This window comes from Pseudomonas sp. PME37.24/006, from assembly GCF_055556635.1.
Genome location: NZ_JBVHNL010000002.1, coordinates 916,187 through 931,500 on the forward strand (window position 1 = coordinate 916,187; position 15,314 = coordinate 931,500).

At 60.4% G+C, this 15,314-nt stretch carries 14 protein-coding genes; 11 read left to right on the plus strand and 3 right to left on the minus strand.

What is annotated here, in order from left to right; genetic code table 11:
• Positions 1–26: 26 nt before the first annotated feature.
• Together ACZ3GY_RS09840 and ACZ3GY_RS09845 are read right to left on the minus strand one after the other, a co-directional pair.
• Positions 27–1,112, minus strand: a complete 1,086-nt coding sequence (locus ACZ3GY_RS09840; RefSeq protein ID WP_465909865.1) for a 4-oxalomesaconate tautomerase — start codon at positions 1,110–1,112, stop codon at positions 27–29.
• Between the two features lie 167 nt (positions 1,113–1,279).
• Positions 1,280–2,200, minus strand: coding sequence for a LysR family transcriptional regulator (locus ACZ3GY_RS09845; RefSeq protein ID WP_225831381.1), 921 nt, complete (start codon positions 2,198–2,200; stop codon positions 1,280–1,282).
• A gap of 222 nt (positions 2,201–2,422) precedes the next feature.
• Between ACZ3GY_RS09845 and ACZ3GY_RS09850 the strand changes: the two genes are divergently transcribed.
• The 10 genes from ACZ3GY_RS09850 to rfbC all read left to right on the plus strand — a co-directional run bounded on the left by ACZ3GY_RS09850 (position 2,423) and on the right by rfbC (position 12,975).
• Entirely contained in the window at positions 2,423–3,505 is a 1,083-nt protein-coding gene (locus ACZ3GY_RS09850; RefSeq protein WP_463564411.1) for a 4-oxalomesaconate tautomerase, read from the plus strand.
• Positions 3,506–3,537: 32 nt separating this feature from the next.
• Positions 3,538–4,797, plus strand: coding sequence for an OprD family porin (locus ACZ3GY_RS09855; protein ID WP_465909866.1), 1,260 nt, complete (start codon positions 3,538–3,540; stop codon positions 4,795–4,797).
• Between the two features lie 47 nt (positions 4,798–4,844).
• Positions 4,845–5,822 carry a Bug family tripartite tricarboxylate transporter substrate binding protein gene (locus ACZ3GY_RS09860; protein ID WP_465909867.1) on the plus strand — a complete coding sequence of 326 codons (978 nt, stop codon included), beginning with the start codon at positions 4,845–4,847 and terminating at the stop codon, positions 5,820–5,822.
• A 43-nt stretch (positions 5,823–5,865) separates the two neighbouring features.
• Positions 5,866–6,321, plus strand: a complete 456-nt coding sequence (locus tag ACZ3GY_RS09865; protein ID WP_465909868.1) for a tripartite tricarboxylate transporter TctB family protein — start codon at positions 5,866–5,868, stop codon at positions 6,319–6,321.
• Positions 6,322–6,325: 4 nt separating this feature from the next.
• Positions 6,326–7,837 carry a tripartite tricarboxylate transporter permease gene (locus ACZ3GY_RS09870; RefSeq protein WP_463564407.1) on the plus strand — a complete coding sequence of 504 codons (1,512 nt, stop codon included), beginning with the start codon at positions 6,326–6,328 and terminating at the stop codon, positions 7,835–7,837.
• Positions 7,838–7,889: 52 nt separating this feature from the next.
• On the plus strand, positions 7,890–8,864 hold the full coding sequence (locus ACZ3GY_RS09875; protein WP_465909869.1) for a D-2-hydroxyacid dehydrogenase family protein: 975 nt from the start codon (positions 7,890–7,892) through the stop codon (positions 8,862–8,864).
• Positions 8,865–9,162: 298 nt separating this feature from the next.
• On the plus strand, positions 9,163–10,209 hold the full coding sequence (locus ACZ3GY_RS09880; RefSeq protein WP_465909870.1) for an NAD-dependent epimerase/dehydratase family protein: 1,047 nt from the start codon (positions 9,163–9,165) through the stop codon (positions 10,207–10,209).
• Positions 10,210–10,278: 69 nt separating this feature from the next.
• Complete coding sequence (gene rfbF, locus ACZ3GY_RS09885; RefSeq protein WP_463564404.1) at positions 10,279–11,055, plus strand: glucose-1-phosphate cytidylyltransferase; 777 nt, start codon at positions 10,279–10,281, stop codon at positions 11,053–11,055.
• A 13-nt stretch (positions 11,056–11,068) separates the two neighbouring features.
• Positions 11,069–12,430 (plus strand): NAD(P)H-dependent oxidoreductase, encoded by a 1,362-nt coding sequence (locus ACZ3GY_RS09890; RefSeq protein WP_465909871.1) that lies wholly within the window; start codon positions 11,069–11,071, stop codon positions 12,428–12,430.
• Complete coding sequence (rfbC, locus tag ACZ3GY_RS09895) at positions 12,427–12,975, plus strand: dTDP-4-dehydrorhamnose 3,5-epimerase (RefSeq protein ID WP_465909872.1); 549 nt, start codon at positions 12,427–12,429, stop codon at positions 12,973–12,975. Before ACZ3GY_RS09890 ends, rfbC begins: the two co-directional genes overlap by 4 nt.
• Here the strand turns inward: rfbC and ACZ3GY_RS09900 are convergent.
• Entirely contained in the window at positions 12,969–14,009 is a 1,041-nt protein-coding gene (locus ACZ3GY_RS09900; protein WP_463564401.1) for a glycosyltransferase family 2 protein, read from the minus strand. The genes rfbC and ACZ3GY_RS09900 overlap by 7 nt on opposite strands.
• Before the next feature lie 404 nt (positions 14,010–14,413).
• Between ACZ3GY_RS09900 and rfaH the strand changes: the two genes are divergently transcribed.
• Entirely contained in the window at positions 14,414–14,926 is a 513-nt protein-coding gene (gene rfaH, locus ACZ3GY_RS09905) for a transcription/translation regulatory transformer protein RfaH (RefSeq protein WP_463564400.1), read from the plus strand.
• Positions 14,927–15,314: the final 388 nt, after the last annotated feature.

A 15,314-nucleotide genomic window follows, 5' to 3' on the forward strand; every position in this document is an offset into this window, starting at 1 on the left:
GAACAACGCCTCACTGGACGGCGACGTCATCCGGCCAGAAGGCGCTCCTCAGGAGCGTGCACCTCACCGGAAAACAGTCGCCTGGCGGTGCGTACCACGGACGCACGAATGGTCTCGCCCTGCTCGCCCACGTAAGCCAGTGCCACCTCGATCGAACCGCTTGGATGCTCGATCCGTACCTGGCTCATGCGCGCTGCACTGGCATCCAGATCAAGCATCTGCGCGGCCACGGTTCCCACGCTGACGCAAGCGGTAGCCAGACCGATGGAGCCTGTGATGGCCAATGCGCGGTGGCAGTTATGGGGCATGAAATACCTGACCTGAATCGTTCCGCCGGCCGAGGCAGGCGCCAGCAGGACAGGTTTCGGAATCACTTTGTCGGTGACATCCCCAAGCCCCATGGCCAGCCCAGCCTGCAGACGAATGGATTCGAGCCGGGCGAGAAAATCCAGGTCGGCGTCGAGCTCGGCAGGTGATTCGCGGCCCGTCTTGCCGAGGCTGGCGGCATCGATCAGCACCATCGGCATGGCCATGTCGATACAGGTCGTTTCGATGCCATTGAAGCGGTCGCGGGTATTGCCTGTGGGAAACAGCTTGCCGGTCTTGCTGCCGGCGGCATCCAGAAAAGTCAGTTCGATAGGTGCGGCGACACCCGGCACGCCATCGATGCGGGTCGCCCCGGCGTAGGTGACTGCGCCGCCTGGCGTCTGCACCTTGGAGCTGACGAAGGTGCCGGTATTGAGGTTCCTGATACGCACTTCGGTGGTAGCGAGCCCCGCCTTCACCAGGCCCTGCTCGACCGCGAAGGGCCCCACGGCGCAAAGCATGTTGCCGCAATTGGGCGCGGTATCGACGCGCCGCTGGGAGACCATGACCTGCACGAACAGGTAGTCGACATCGGCATCCGGGTGACTGGACGGGCTGACGATGGCGACCTTGCTGGTCTGCGGGCTGCCACCGCCTATGCCGTCGATCTCGAGTTCATGCCCTGCACCCATGACCGACAACAAGACTTCATTTCTCTCGTCTACCGACTCAGGCAAGTCGCTGGCGAGAAAAACCGGGCCTTTCGAGGTGCCTCCGCGCATGAGCACACAAGGAATTGGCTGCATGATTCTTACTCTTTTACTGATCAATCAGGCCGATTGATGTCTTGAGCAAAAGAGTTACACGCACCGACAATTCCATCAAATGCAAAGATTTAAGCAATTAATGCATTTAACGCATCAGTAAAACTACATCTCCGAATGGCTGAAAAGCGCAAAATCGCGGGAAAGCGTCACGCCGGCTTGTCACCGCCCAGCGCGGTATAACCCGGCCACTGGCGCAGCAAGGTATCGACGAACTGCTCCGCTGCTGGTGACAGCGATGACCCATGACGGCGCACCAGCCCCAGGGTGCGGCTGATCACCGGGTCCACCAGCGGGCGCTGCACCAATGTCGGGTGATCGTCGGCCGGCATCGCCAGGCTGGGCATGGCGGCGATGCCGAGGCCGGCCTCGACCATCCCCAAAGAAGTGGACAGGTGCTGAACCTCGTAGAACCAGCTGGGCCGCCAATCGAGGTTGGCCAGGCCATGGTCGAGCAGCACGCGGTTGCCGCTCAAACGTCCCACGCCGATCAAGCGGTAATCACTCAGTTCACGCCACGCCACCTGAGGCTGCTCCGCTAGGGGATGGTCACGTCGACAGGCGAGCACGAAGGGCTCGTTGACCAGCGGAGTGAAATCGATCTCCGCGTTCTGCCCGCTGAGCATGTTGATACCGAAATCCGCTTCACCACGCAGCACGGCTTCGAGACCTTCGTGGGCGCTCAGGTCGAGAATGCGAATGCGGATCTTCGGGTACTGCCGATTGAATTCGCGAATCACCGTGGGCAGGAAGTAGAACGCCGCAGTGGGAATGCACGCCAGGGTGACTTGCCCGGACTGACGCTCGGCCAGTTCTCGAATGCCCAGAATCGAACGCTCGAAATCATCCAGCAGACGCCGAGCCTTCGGCAGGAAATCACGCCCTACGGCCGTCAGGCTGACCCGCCGCGTGGTGCGATCGAGCAGTTGGGTACCCAAGCCCTCTTCCAGCTTTTGCATGCGTCGGGTGAGCGCCGGCTGGGACAGGTGAATGGCGTTGGCCGCCTCGTGGAAATTGCCGAATTCAGCAATTTTGACGAAGGCACGAAGATCCTGAAGCTCGTAATTCATGCATAAAACCTATCAATAACGACTTTTATTATGTGAGGCAGATTAGTCCATTAATCAGAACACGGCGACCGTCTGATGAAATCCGCCAGCCGAAGCCTCTAGCAGGCGCATTAATGCACAAAAAGCATTAGTTGTTGAAATATATGCAATTTACAAAACAAAAGACACTGACCACCATTTAAGGAAAGCAACAATAAGCGAATTTATTGCACTGGAGACATCATGCAAGCCATTCCCTGCGTCCTGATGCGCGGCGGCACTTCTCGCGGCCCGGTCTTTCTGGCCAACCACTTGCCCTCCGATATCGCCCAGCGAGACGAGCTGCTGCTCAAAGTAATGGGCTCGGGTCACGAGCTGGAAATAGACGGCATTGGCGGCGGCAATCCGCAGACCAGCAAGGTCGCCATCGTAAGTACTTCCCCTCACCCGGATGCCGATGTCGACTACCTGTTCGTGCAGGTCATGGTCGCCCAGCGCCGGGTCGATACGGCGCCCAACTGCGGCAACATGCTCTGCGCCGTTGGCCCGTTCGCCATCGAACATGGCCTGGTCAACGCCTGCGCCCCAGTGACCCGGGTACGGATTCGTAACCTCAACACCAACACATTGATCGACTCGGAAGTGCAGACGCCCAAGGGCAAGGTTCGCTACGAAGGAGAAACCAGCATTGATGGCGTTCCCGGCAGCGCCGCGCCGATCAAGCTGACCTTCCTCGATGCTTCCGGTGCCAAGACCGGAAAACTGCTGCCCACCGGCAATGTTCGTGACCGCTTCGACGGTGTCGAGACCACCTGCATCGACATGGCCATGCCCATGGTCATCATGCACGCCGAAGCGCTGGGCAAGACCGGCTACGAGACACCTGCGCAGTTGGACGCCGACAGCGCGCTGTTGGAGCGCCTGGAGAGCATCCGCCTGCAGGCCGGCAAAGCCATGGGCCTCGGTGACGTCAGCCAGATGGTGATCCCCAAACCCGTGCTGCTTGCCCCGTCACGCAACGGCGGCACGCTGTCGACCCGCTATTTCATGCCGCACAGCTGCCATCGTTCCATCGCCGCCACCGGCGCCATCGGCCTGGCCAGCGCTTGCGCTTTGCCGGGAAGCGTTGCGTTCGACATCGCGCCGATAACCGGAGCCGCCCTGGTACGTCTGGAACACCCGGGCGGGCAAATCGAAGTGTCACTTACGCCTGGCGAAGACAGCCAGCCGCAACACATGCAGGCCTCCCTGATACGCACCGCACGGCGCCTTTTCGCCGGCGATGTCTATGTGCCGCTGGCGGCAAGAAGCACCCAGAAAAACTGACGTCACCTGCTGTCAACAACGAGAAAACAATAATGACAAGAAAGAATCTGCTCTACGTATCCCTCGCTCCCGCCTTCCTGACGGGCCTGCCGCTGGCCGTGGGCAATGCCCAGGCGACTGGCTTTATCGACGACAGCAAGGCCAATCTGGAACTGCGCAACTTCTACCTCAACCGCGACTTTCGCGACGGCCCAGGGCAGAACAAGCGTGAAGAATGGGCTCAGGGATTCATCCTCAACATGGAGTCCGGCTACACCCAGGGTACCGTCGGTTTCGGCGTGGACGCCCTGGCCATGCTCGGCGTAAAGCTCGACTCATCACCCGACCGCTCTGGCACCGCGCTGCTGCCGCGCAACGGTGATCGGCGCGCCGAGGACGACTACAGCAAGCTGGGGCTGACCGCCAAGGTGCGTTTCGCCGACAGCGTACTGAAGGTCGGTACCCTGCTACCTAAGATGCCAACCCTGCAGTTCAGCAACAGCCGCCTACTGCCCCAGACCTTCGAGGGCTGGCAGTTGCAGAGCAAGGACATCGACCGACTGACCGCCTCGTTCGGCGAAATCTCCAAGGTGGTGCAGCGCGATGTCTCGGGCTCCAGCGATCTGGCACTGAACAACAAGAACGGCCGTTTTGGCGGCAGCCCGAGCAGCGATCATCTACGCTTCGCCAGCCTCGACTATGCGCTGACACCAACCACCCAGGTCAGTTACCACCAGGGTGAGCTGAGTGACATCTACCGCCAGCACTTCCTCGGCCTGCAGCACACGCTTGCCCTGGGCCCGGGCAAGCTGAAAAGCGACCTGCGCTACTTCAACAACAGTGAAAGTGGCCAGGAGCGTGCCGGCGATATCGACAACCAAGTGTTCAACGCCATGTTCACTTACAGCCTGGCCGGCCACGCCCTGGGCGTTGCCTACCAGCGCATGCATGGCGACGACGGCTTCACCTATGTCGACGGCGCAACGCCCTACCTGACCAACTTTCTGCAGATCAACGACTTTGCCGGGCCCGATGAGCGCTCCTGGCAGGTTCGCTATGACTATGACTTCAGCAAGCTGGGTATCCCCGGTCTGACTTTTATGACGCGCTACGTCCGTGGCAGCGGAATCGACCTCGCGAATGGCGATAGCGGCAGTGAGTGGGAGCGCAACACCGACCTGGCTTATGCATTCGCCGATGGGCCGCTGAAGAACCTCAAAGTCACCTGGCGCAACGCGGCCTACCGCGCCAACTTCACCCGCGGCATCGATGAAAACCGTTTGATCCTGAGTTATGCCCTGCCGATCTGGTGATACGGCGCCACGAAGAACCTGCCAATAAATCCAATACAGGTAACACTATGAAAGTTTTCAAGAACTGCCTTCTTCCCCTCGCCGGCGTACTACTGCTGACCGGCCTGCAGGCCAACGCCGATCAGCCACACCGGCCCGAATGCATCGCGCCAAGCAAACCGGGTGGCGGTTTCGACCTCACCTGCAAGCTCGCCCAGGCCGGCCTGAAAGACAATGCCGTGCTCAAGTCGCCGATGCGCGTCACGTACATGCCGGGTGGCATCGGCGCTGTTGCCTACAATTCGATAGCCGCCAATCGGCGTAACGAGCCGGGCACACTGATCGCGTTTTCCGGTGCTTCGCTGCTGAATCTTGCTCTGGGCAAATACGGCCAATTTGATGAAAACGCCGTGCAGTGGTTGACCACCATCGGCACCGATTACGGCACCCTGGCGGTTCGCGACGACTCGCCGTACAAGAATCTCGACGATGTCGTGCAAGCGCTCAAGAAAGACCCGAAAAGCGTCGTCGTCGGTGGCGGCGGCAGCATCGGCGGCCAGGGCTGGATGAAGATCGCGCTGCTCGCCAAGGCCGCGGGCATCAATCCCAGTGAACTGCGCTATGCGGCGTTCGAAGGCGGCTCCGAGCACTACATGGCGCTGATGGGCAAACACGTCGATCTGGTCACCGGCAGCGCCAGCGAGATCGCCTCGCAGAAGGGCAACGACATCCGCACCCTGGCGGTATTCAGCGAAGAGCGCCTGCCGGGTGACCTGGCCTCCATTCCCACCGCTCGCGAGCAAGGCTACGAGATCCAGTGGCCATTGATCCGCGGTTACTTCCTCGGCCCGGACGTGCCAGAAGAGCAGGTGCAGTGGTGGCGCGAGTCGTTCGCCAAACTGGAATCCTCACCCGACTTCGAACGCTACATGGTCGACCGCGACGTACTGCCGATGTATGTCAGCGGGCCGGAGCTGAAGGCGCTGGTACACAAGCAGGTCGAGCAATACCGCGAGCTGGGCCGCGAGTTCGGCCTGGTCGAATAACCCTTCCGGGGGGAGCCACTCGGCTCTCCCCATGGAGCATCCTATGCAAGACCGTATTTTCGCGGGCGTCAGCCTGCTGCTTTGTCTCGGCCTCTCGTTGGTGGCCTGGGGCTACCACGCGCCGTTTTCCTACGAGCCGGTAGGGCCGCGAGCCTTTCCCCTGCTGCTGATCGTGATGATCGCCATGGGCGCCATCTACCTGCTGGTGAAGCCGTCGCGGGCCAGCGATGAAACAGCAGAGCCAGCCCTGGATCGTCACGTAATCCGCAAGATCGTGCTGTGCATCGTGGCACTACTGATCTACGCCGCACTGTTCGAACTCGCCGGTTTCATCATCGCCAGTACTCTCTTCGCCATCGCCATGGCGCGTTTGTACGAAGGCACCTGGAAAGCCAGCCTGACCTCCGGCGTGCTACTCGCGGTGGGCCTCTACCTGCTGTTCGACAAAGCCCTCGATGTACCGCTGCCACTTGGCCTGTTTTCTGGCCTGGAGTTCTAAACGGATGGATACTTTCAGCTATCTGGGGCAAGGCTTCGGCGTCGCCCTGAGCCCCTACAACCTGTTCACCGCACTGTGCGGCACCCTGATTGGCACCATCGTCGGCCTGCTGCCGGGCCTGGGCCCGATCAACGGCGTGGCGCTGCTGATTCCCATCGCCTTCGCCCTTGGTCTGCCGCCGGAAACCGCGTTGATCCTGCTTGCGGCCGTGTACCTGGGCTGTGAATACGGCGGCCGTATTTCCTCGATCCTGCTGAACATCCCAGGCGAAGCATCGGCCGTGATGACCACCCTCGACGGCTACCCGCTGGCACGCCAGGGCAAAGCCGGTATCGCCCTGTCGATCTCCGCCTGGAGCTCCTTCGTCGGCGGTTTGATGGCCACCTGCGGCGTGGTGATTTTTGCCCCCCTGCTGGCTAAATGGGCGGTCGCATTCGGCCCCGCTGAATACTTCGTGCTGATGGTGTTCGCCATCGTCTGTCTGGCTGGCATGGCTGGCAACAAACCGATGAAGACGGCCATCGCCTGCTGCATCGGCCTGCTGCTGTCCTGCGTCGGCATCGACTCCAACAGCGGCGTGTATCGCTTCACCTTCGGTAGCCTCGGCCTGGCCGATGGTATCCAGTTCGTGGTGCTAGTATTGGGTCTGTTCTCGGTCAGTGAAATTCTCGTCTTGCTCGAGCGTACTCACCATGGCCAGAAGGCTATCGAAGCCAAGGGCCGTATGCTGTTCAACATGAAGGAAGGCCTGTCGGTACTGGCCACCAACCTGCGCAGCGGGGCGGTGGGATTCTTCCTCGGCATCCTGCCGGGCGCTGGTGCGACCCTGGCCAGTGCCGTGGCATACATGAGCGAGAAGCGCCTAGCCGTGAAAGACAACAAGTTCGGCGACGGCGATCTGCGCGGCCTGGCGGCGCCTGAAACCGCCAATAGCGCATCGGCCTGTGGCTCGCTGGTGCCGATGCTGACCCTCGGCGTTCCGGGTTCCGGCACCACCGCGGTGATGCTTGGCGCGCTGACGCTGTACAACATCACCCCCGGCCCGCTGCTGTTTCGCGACCAGCCAGACATCGTCTGGGGCCTGATCGCCTCGCTGTTCATCGCCAACATCATGCTGATCGTCATCAATGTGCCGATGATCAAGATCTTCACCAAGATCCTCGCCGTGCCGTACTGGGCATTGGTGCCGGCCATCGCCATCATCACCTCGATCGGCGTTTACGCCGTGCATGCCACGGCATTCGATCTGTACCTGATGATCGGAATCGGCGTCGCCGGCTACATCCTGCGCAAGATGGACTTTCCGCTCTCGGCGATTCTGCTCGGCTTCATCCTTGGCGGCCTGATGGAGCAGAACCTGCGACGCGCCCTGTCACTGTCCAATGGTGACCTGAGCATTCTCTGGAGCAGCTCGATCACCCTGGCCGTATGGGCCCTGGTGGCATTGATGATAGCCTTGCCCATCTGGCGTATCTGGCGGGCTCGCCGCAGGGCAGCGGCCCAGAGCGTCGGCTGATATTTCACCGAATCAGGCTCCCCGTGGAGCCTGAACCGCCTGGGAGCCTGCCATGCATATCGTCATTCCCGATGACTACCAGAACGTCATCCGTACCCTCGACTGTTTCGCCACTCTGAGCGGCCATCAGGTCAGCATCCATCACGATGCCGTCGACGACACCCGACTGCTGGCCGAGCGCTTCGCCGATGCCGATGCGCTGGTGCTGACCCGAGAGCGCACGCGCATTGACGAAGCACTGCTCGCTCAGCTGCCGAAGCTCAAGCTGATCAGCCAGACTGGCAAGGTCTCCAGCCACCTCGATGTGGACGCCTGCACGCGCCATGGCGTGGCCGTCATGGAGGGCCGTGGCTCGCCCATCGCCCCGGCAGAGCTGACCTGGGCGCTGATCATCAATGCCAGACGGCAGCTGTTCCCGGCCATGCAGGGCATGTATGCCGGGCAGTGGCAAGTCAACCTCGGCCAGCGCCTGGCCGGGCAGACGCTGGGCATCTGGGGCTACGGCAAGATAGGCCAGCGCCTGGCCCGTTATGCCCAGGCCTTCGAGATGCCCGTATTGGTCTGGGGCAGCGATGCATCGCGCCAGGCCGCGGTTGCCGACGGACACCGCGCGGCACCATCACGGGAAGCATTCTTTGCCGAGTCGGATGTAATCACCCTGCACTTGCGCCTCGCCGAAAGCACTCGGCATCTGGTGACCGCCAAAGATCTGGCACTTATGAAAACCAGCGCATTGCTGGTCAATACCAGCCGCGCCGAACTGATCGCCCCGGGCGCCTTGCTAGAGGCCCTTAACCTTGGCAGGCCGGGCTATGCCGCGCTGGACGTGTTCGAGCAGGAGCCGATTCTCGACCCCGCACACCCGCTGCTGAACCACCCGGGCGTGCTCTGTACTCCGCACCTCGGTTACGTCGAGCGAGAAGGTTACGAGCTGTATTTCGGCGATGCCTTTGCCAACGTGCGGGCTTTCTTCAAGGGTGAAGACTGCCCGCTGGCTAATCCCGAGGTACGACCGCCAAGCGAATGACAGAAATCTTTCGACTTTGTGAAACGCGCCACAAAGCCCTTTTTTGAGCGGTTGAAGCTTGATGCGGCGCGGCTTCCAGCGATGCCGGGGGTCACCTTGAACAAGGCTTGAGTCGGCCGCAGCAGCTTAAAAAACCTGACCCCGAAATCAGAAAATAATTATTAATCCTTATAAATCAATATTTTAAACAACCTAAAACCGCCTATCAGATAAACAAGCATTTTTCTGACGCAGGAATACTATCAGCCGAACGATGGATACCGCCCCACCCGTGGGCGGTCATTGCAAGGAAGGCTTGATGAAAATTCTCGTGCTGGGAAACATGGGCTACGTCGGCCCGGCGGTCATCCGCGAACTGACGACCCGCCATCCCCAAGCCATCGTGCATGGCTTCGACAACGCCTATTTCGCCCACTGCCTCACCAACGCTCATGTCTTGCCGGAACAGCACCTGAGCCAGCAGTTCTTTGCTGACGTGCGTGACCTTTCACCACAGTTCCTCGAAGGCTACGACGCAGTGGTGCAGCTGGCGGCCGTCTCCAACGATCCCATGGGCGACCGCTTTGCCAGCGTGACCGAAGCAATCAACCAGAACGCCACCATCGCTATCGCCAATGCGGCCGCCCGTGCCGGGGTACGCAACTTCGTCTTCGCCTCCAGCTGCAGCGTGTACGGCGTGGCCCAGGGTGGGCCGCGCACAGAAAGCGATCCCGTCTCGCCCATGACCGCTTACGCCCGCTCCAAGATCGGCAGCGAAGATGCGCTCTGCGACATCGCCGGCGATATGGTGATTACCAGCCTGCGCTTCGCCACGGCCTGCGGCATGTCCGACCGGCTGCGCCTGGATCTGGTGCTCAATGACTTCGTCGCCGGTGCGCTCAGCGAGGGCCGCATCACGGTGCTCAGCGATGGCTCGCCATGGCGCCCATTGATCGACGTCGCCGACATGGCGCGGGCAATCGACTGGGCCATCCAGCGCAGCGCCGACAACGGCGGACGCATCTTGCGCGTGAATACCGGCAGCAACGAACGCAACCATCAGGTTCGCGACCTCGCCGCAGCGGTAGCCGATGCCCTGCCCGGCACCGAGGTCAGCATCAATACCGAAGCCCCCGTCGACAGCCGCTCCTATCAGGTCGATTTCAGTCTGTTCGCCAGCCTTGCCCCCGCTCATCAGCCGCAAATGACCTTATCGAGGTCGATCAGCGGGCTGGTCGAGGGCCTCAAGGGCATGAGTTTCAGCGACAGCCAGTTTCGTACATCGCCGCTCGTGCGCCTGCGCGTGCTGCAAGGCCATATCGACAGTGGCCGACTGAGCGAAGACCTGCGCTGGCAATCGCGCTAGATCGCGGCCGCATTACCGGGCCATCTGGCCCACTGATACAGCGTCCATTAACCACGGGGGAGCACCATCATGAAGGTTGCAATCTTTGCGGGTGGCTTCGGCACCCGCCTGAGCGAAGAGACGGCGATCCGTCCCAAGCCGATGGTCGAGATCGGTGGCCGACCGATCATCTGGCACATCATGAAGATGTACGCGCACCACGGCTTCAATGACTTCGTGGTACTCGGTGGCTACAAGGTCGATTACATACGCGACTACTTCCTCAACTACCGCGCGCAACGCACCGACTACACCATCGACCTGAAGACCGGCAATATCGATTGGCTGGAGAGCGTCAGCGAAGACTGGCGCGTCACCGTGCTCGATACCGGCGCCGACTCGATGACCGGCGGGCGCCTCAAGCGTGCCATGCCATTGCTGTGCAACGAGCCGTTCTGCCTGACCTACGGCGATGGTGTCAGCGATGTGAACATCAGCGAGCTGGTCAAGGTGCACAAGGCCTCGAAGCGCTGGTGCACCCTTACCGCCGTCACCCAGCCCGGGCGTTACGGCGCACTGCGTCTGAACGAAGACCTCAATCGCGTCGAAGCCTTTCGCGAGAAAGGCGCTGCCGATGGCGGCCTGATCAATGGCGGCTTCTTCGTCTGCCAGCCGGAAGTCTTTGAGCTGATCGATGACGACCAGACCACCTGGGAAAACGAACCCATGGATCGCCTGGTCGAGCGCGACATGCTTGGCAGCTACCACCACAAAGGCTACTGGCAGAGCATGGACTCGCTGCGCGACAAGATCACCCTGGAAACCGCCTGGGCCAGTGGCGCGCCGTGGAAACAGTGGAACGACTGAAGGAGCAGCACCGATGATCATCGTTGACACCGCCCTGGCCAAACGCGAAGCCGAAGGCCGACCCATTCGTGTGGGCATGATCGGCGCCGGTTTCCAAGGCAGCGGCATCGCCCTGCAGATCCTCACGGCAACCACCGGCATGCGCCTGTGCGCCGTGGCCAATCGCACTATCGGCAGTGCCGTCGGCGTGTACGACCAGGCCGGTATCGAGCCGCTGCAGTGCAATACGCAGGCCGAGCTGGAACGCGCCATCGCCAGTGGAACGCCTGCGGTCACCGAGGACGCCCTGGCCCTGGCGCGCGCCGAAGGGCTGGATGCGATCATCGAAGTCACCGGCTCCATCGAATACGCGGCGGGCGCGGTGCTCGCCGCGTTGCAAGCCGGCAAGCACGTGGTGCAGATGAACGCCGAACTGGACGGCACCATCGGCCCAATTCTCAAGCACAAGGCTGACCAAGCCGGAGTCATCTACACCTTTTCCGATGGCGATCAGCCGGGCGTGCAGATGAACCTCTACCGCTTCGTGGCGGGGCTCGGCATCAAGCCGGTGCTGTGCGGCAACATCAAAGGCCTGCACGACCCGTATCGCAACCCGACCACGCAACAGGAGTTCGCGCGCCGATGGGGGCAGAAAGCGGCGATGGTCGCGTCCTTCGCCGATGGCACCAAGATCTCCTTCGAGCAAGCCATAGTGGCCAATGCCACCGGTATGCGCGTCGCTCGCCGCGGCATGCTCGGCCCGGACTTTTCCGGCGGCAATCCGGGCGCACCGCTGGTGCCCATTGAAGACACCATCTCCGCCTTCGAAGCACACCTGAAGCCAGACGAGCCCGGCCTGGTCGATTACGTCGTAGGCGCCCGCCCAGGCCCCGGCGTGTTCGTCATCGGTACCCTGGAAAATCCGCGCCAGCGTCATTACCTAGAGCTCTACAAACTCGGCAAGGGCCCCTACTACAGCTTCTACACGCCTTATCACCTGTGTCACTTCGAGGTACCCAACTCGGTCGCCCGCGCGGTGCTGTTCGGCGATCCGGTACTGACTCCACGCGGCGGCCCAAGCGTGGGCGTGATCACGGTGGCCAAGAAGGATCTGCAGCCAGGCGACCGTATCGATGATTTCGGCGGTTACGAGACCTACGGCATGGCCGAGAACATCGACGCTATCCGCGATGAAAACCTGCTGCCCATCGGCCTGGCGCTCGGCTGCACGCTCAAACGCGCAGTGAGCAAGGACAGCGCACTGACCTTCGATGACGTGCAATTTCCCAGCGGGCGAATCGTCGACCGCCTGTACGCCGAGCAGGAATGCCTGTTCGCAGCGGATGCCGCCAGCACACGACGCTTTCGCGACTTTCTCGATCAGGAGCAGCCATGATCTTTCACAGCACCACCCTCAACGACGCCCGGCTGATCGCACTGGAACCACGCGGCGATGAGCGCGGCTACTTTGCGCGAACCTTCTGCGCGGAAGAGTTCGAGCGCCATGGCCTGATCAGCCACTTCGTGCAACAGAACACCTCACGCTCGGCACGTCGCGGCACCCTGCGCGGCCTGCACTATCAGATGCAGCCCCATGGTGAAGCCAAACTGGTGCGCTGCATCCGCGGCGTCATCGTCGATGTGATCGTCGATCTGCGTGAGGATTCCTCGACCTACCTGCAGCACGAGGCCTTCGAGCTGAGCGCCGACAATCAGCGGCAACTTTACGTGCCGCCAGGCTTCGCCCACTCGTTCCAGACCCTGAGTAATGATGTTGAGGTCAGCTATCTGGTTTCGAGCGCCTATACACCGAGTGCCGAGCGGGGCCTGCGTTACAACGACGAGAGCCTGAGCATCGATTGGCCACTGGCAGTGACCACTATTTCGGAAAAGGATGCGGCCTGGCCACTGATCGCCGACCGCACCGAACGCCTCTACTGAGCAGGCATCATCTCCGGCTGCAGGAAACTGGCAGCCGGCTCGATATCCAGCGACATCACCGGTAAGGTCATCTCGAACGCCGGCACCACGGCCCGACGAATCTGCACCCGCAGGCTGTCCAGCGGCGCATCGGCGGACTCGACCCGCGGCGAGAACGCCAGAGCTTCGAGCAGCCCCTGCAGCACGACGCGCGCCTTGAGGAACTCACCGCCACGCAACAATTTGAACATCCCCCAAAGCCGATGGCTCAGGGTCGTCAGCAAGCGGCGACGGTTGGCGTACTTGCGGGTGATGAACAGCTCGTTGCGCACGAAGTGGCGGTGATAGCGAATCCGCGCTGGGCTCTTCTCGGTACGAATATTGATCGCCCCGCCGCCCTCTTGGCGCAGATGCAGCACCTTGCTCGCGCCCACCAGATACCCCGGTATGTTGCGGGTCACACGTAAGGTGAACTCGGTGTCCTCGCCCCAGATGAACATCGAGGAAATCGGCACGCCATATTCGGTCAGCGTAGAGCGCGGCACCAGAATGGAAACGAAGGTCGCACGGGAAACCGGCACCACGCCGAGATCCACGGTGGCCGGCCAGCACTCGTAATCGATTCTGTTGCGCCGCTGATCCAGCGACGGCGCGTTGTTGACCAGGCCATCCTGGGTGTAGGCGCCCGACAACAGAAAGGTGCGCTTGATATCCCGCACAGCCAGCGCTTCATCCGCCTCGATCAGCCGCTGCAAGGCATCGGCACTGGGAATCACGTCATCGTCCATCATCCAGATGAAATCGGCACCGCGCTGGTAAGCCATCCGGAACCCGGCATTGAAACCACCGGATGCGCCGACGTTGTCCGACAGCACATATAACTCCAGACCGGGCAACGCCAGATCCAGCACCATTTGCTCCGTACCATCGTTACTGGCGTTATCGATCACGATAACGCCATCACAGGGTCTTGTTTGTGCGTACACGGCCTCCAGGCAACGCTCGAGTAAATCCTTGCGGTTATAAGTAAGAACCACTGCGTATATGTGCGTCATGATGCATCGTCCTTAATCAGAGTTGATATTTATTAGCCACCACGGCTTCAATCCTTACCCGAATCAACCGTTATGCAGGTGTGTCATCTCGCACAAATGGAGGGTTATGACAGTGCGCAACAGGCAACACGAGACCATCAAAAAACAGGCGCCATAAAAATGCTTACAAGTTGCCAGGGAACTTTTATAGATATTGGCAACACGCAATTAATATGCACCTTTCCGGCAAATAAAAACCAAAATGACAGCACAATTCTGGCAGCCACTTGTCGGATTTAAAAGCGCATAAAATAACTCGCCATTCGTCGTCGAAACGCACCGAATGGGTTACGGAAGGCCTACCATCGATGATCTGCCAGAACAGCAGTTAATGGCACTTCTCAAGCATGGAAAGCGGAAGCCTTATGAGCATCGACGTGACGTCATCGGAAACCGCCTGGTACCTTGTCCAGTGCAAACCCCGACACGACGACAAGGCCTGGGAACACCTGAACAGACAGGGTTTCGAGTGCTTTTGCCCGCGCACAAGGACGCAATTGACCAAGGCTGGCAAAATCATAAAAGTCACTCAACCACTGTTTCCCGGATACCTTTTCCTGCATATGGGGAGCCAGAGTAACTGGGCAAAGTTGCGCTCGACGCGCGGCGTCAGCAGGGTCATCGCTTTCTGCGGAGTTCCGTGCCGGATAGACGATGCCATTATCGAACAACTAAAAGAACGCAGCCTCCAGAGAGCGCAAGCGAAAGCGCTAACCCCAGGAGACAGAGTGCATATAAGCAGCGGCCCACTGGCTGATATGGATGCGATCTTTCTGGCCATGGACGGTGAGCAGAGAGTGATGCTACTGCTTCGCTTACTTGATCGAGAAAAGCAGATCAACGTGCCACTTTCTCAACTCTCTATTTTACAGGCATGAATATTGCTCAACCTCATTAACATCCCTGTAATGCATTACCTCTACTCTCTGGACTGAACCTGGAGCCACAGCTCCCGCACCCTCTCTATATAGTTTCAACGCCCTTAAGAGCGACGGCCTTGGGGCGGTAGCGTACTTTCCAGAACCGAGTATGCCGCCCCTGATTGAAGCACTGACGGCAAGAGCGAACCATTAGAGCGCATGGAAAGTTCCCTATTTTTTTATCGAACAGCCTGTGATGAGTTTCACGGCCAACGGGGAACTTCTTCCTTGGGCCGACAACCAATGACTCATGAAAAATGGCCGCAAGTCAACGCGATAGGTGACTGACCAGAGGCTGCCGGGAGGTTGTCCCGCAGCGTAGTCACCCGGCCACTCCACTCAAGCG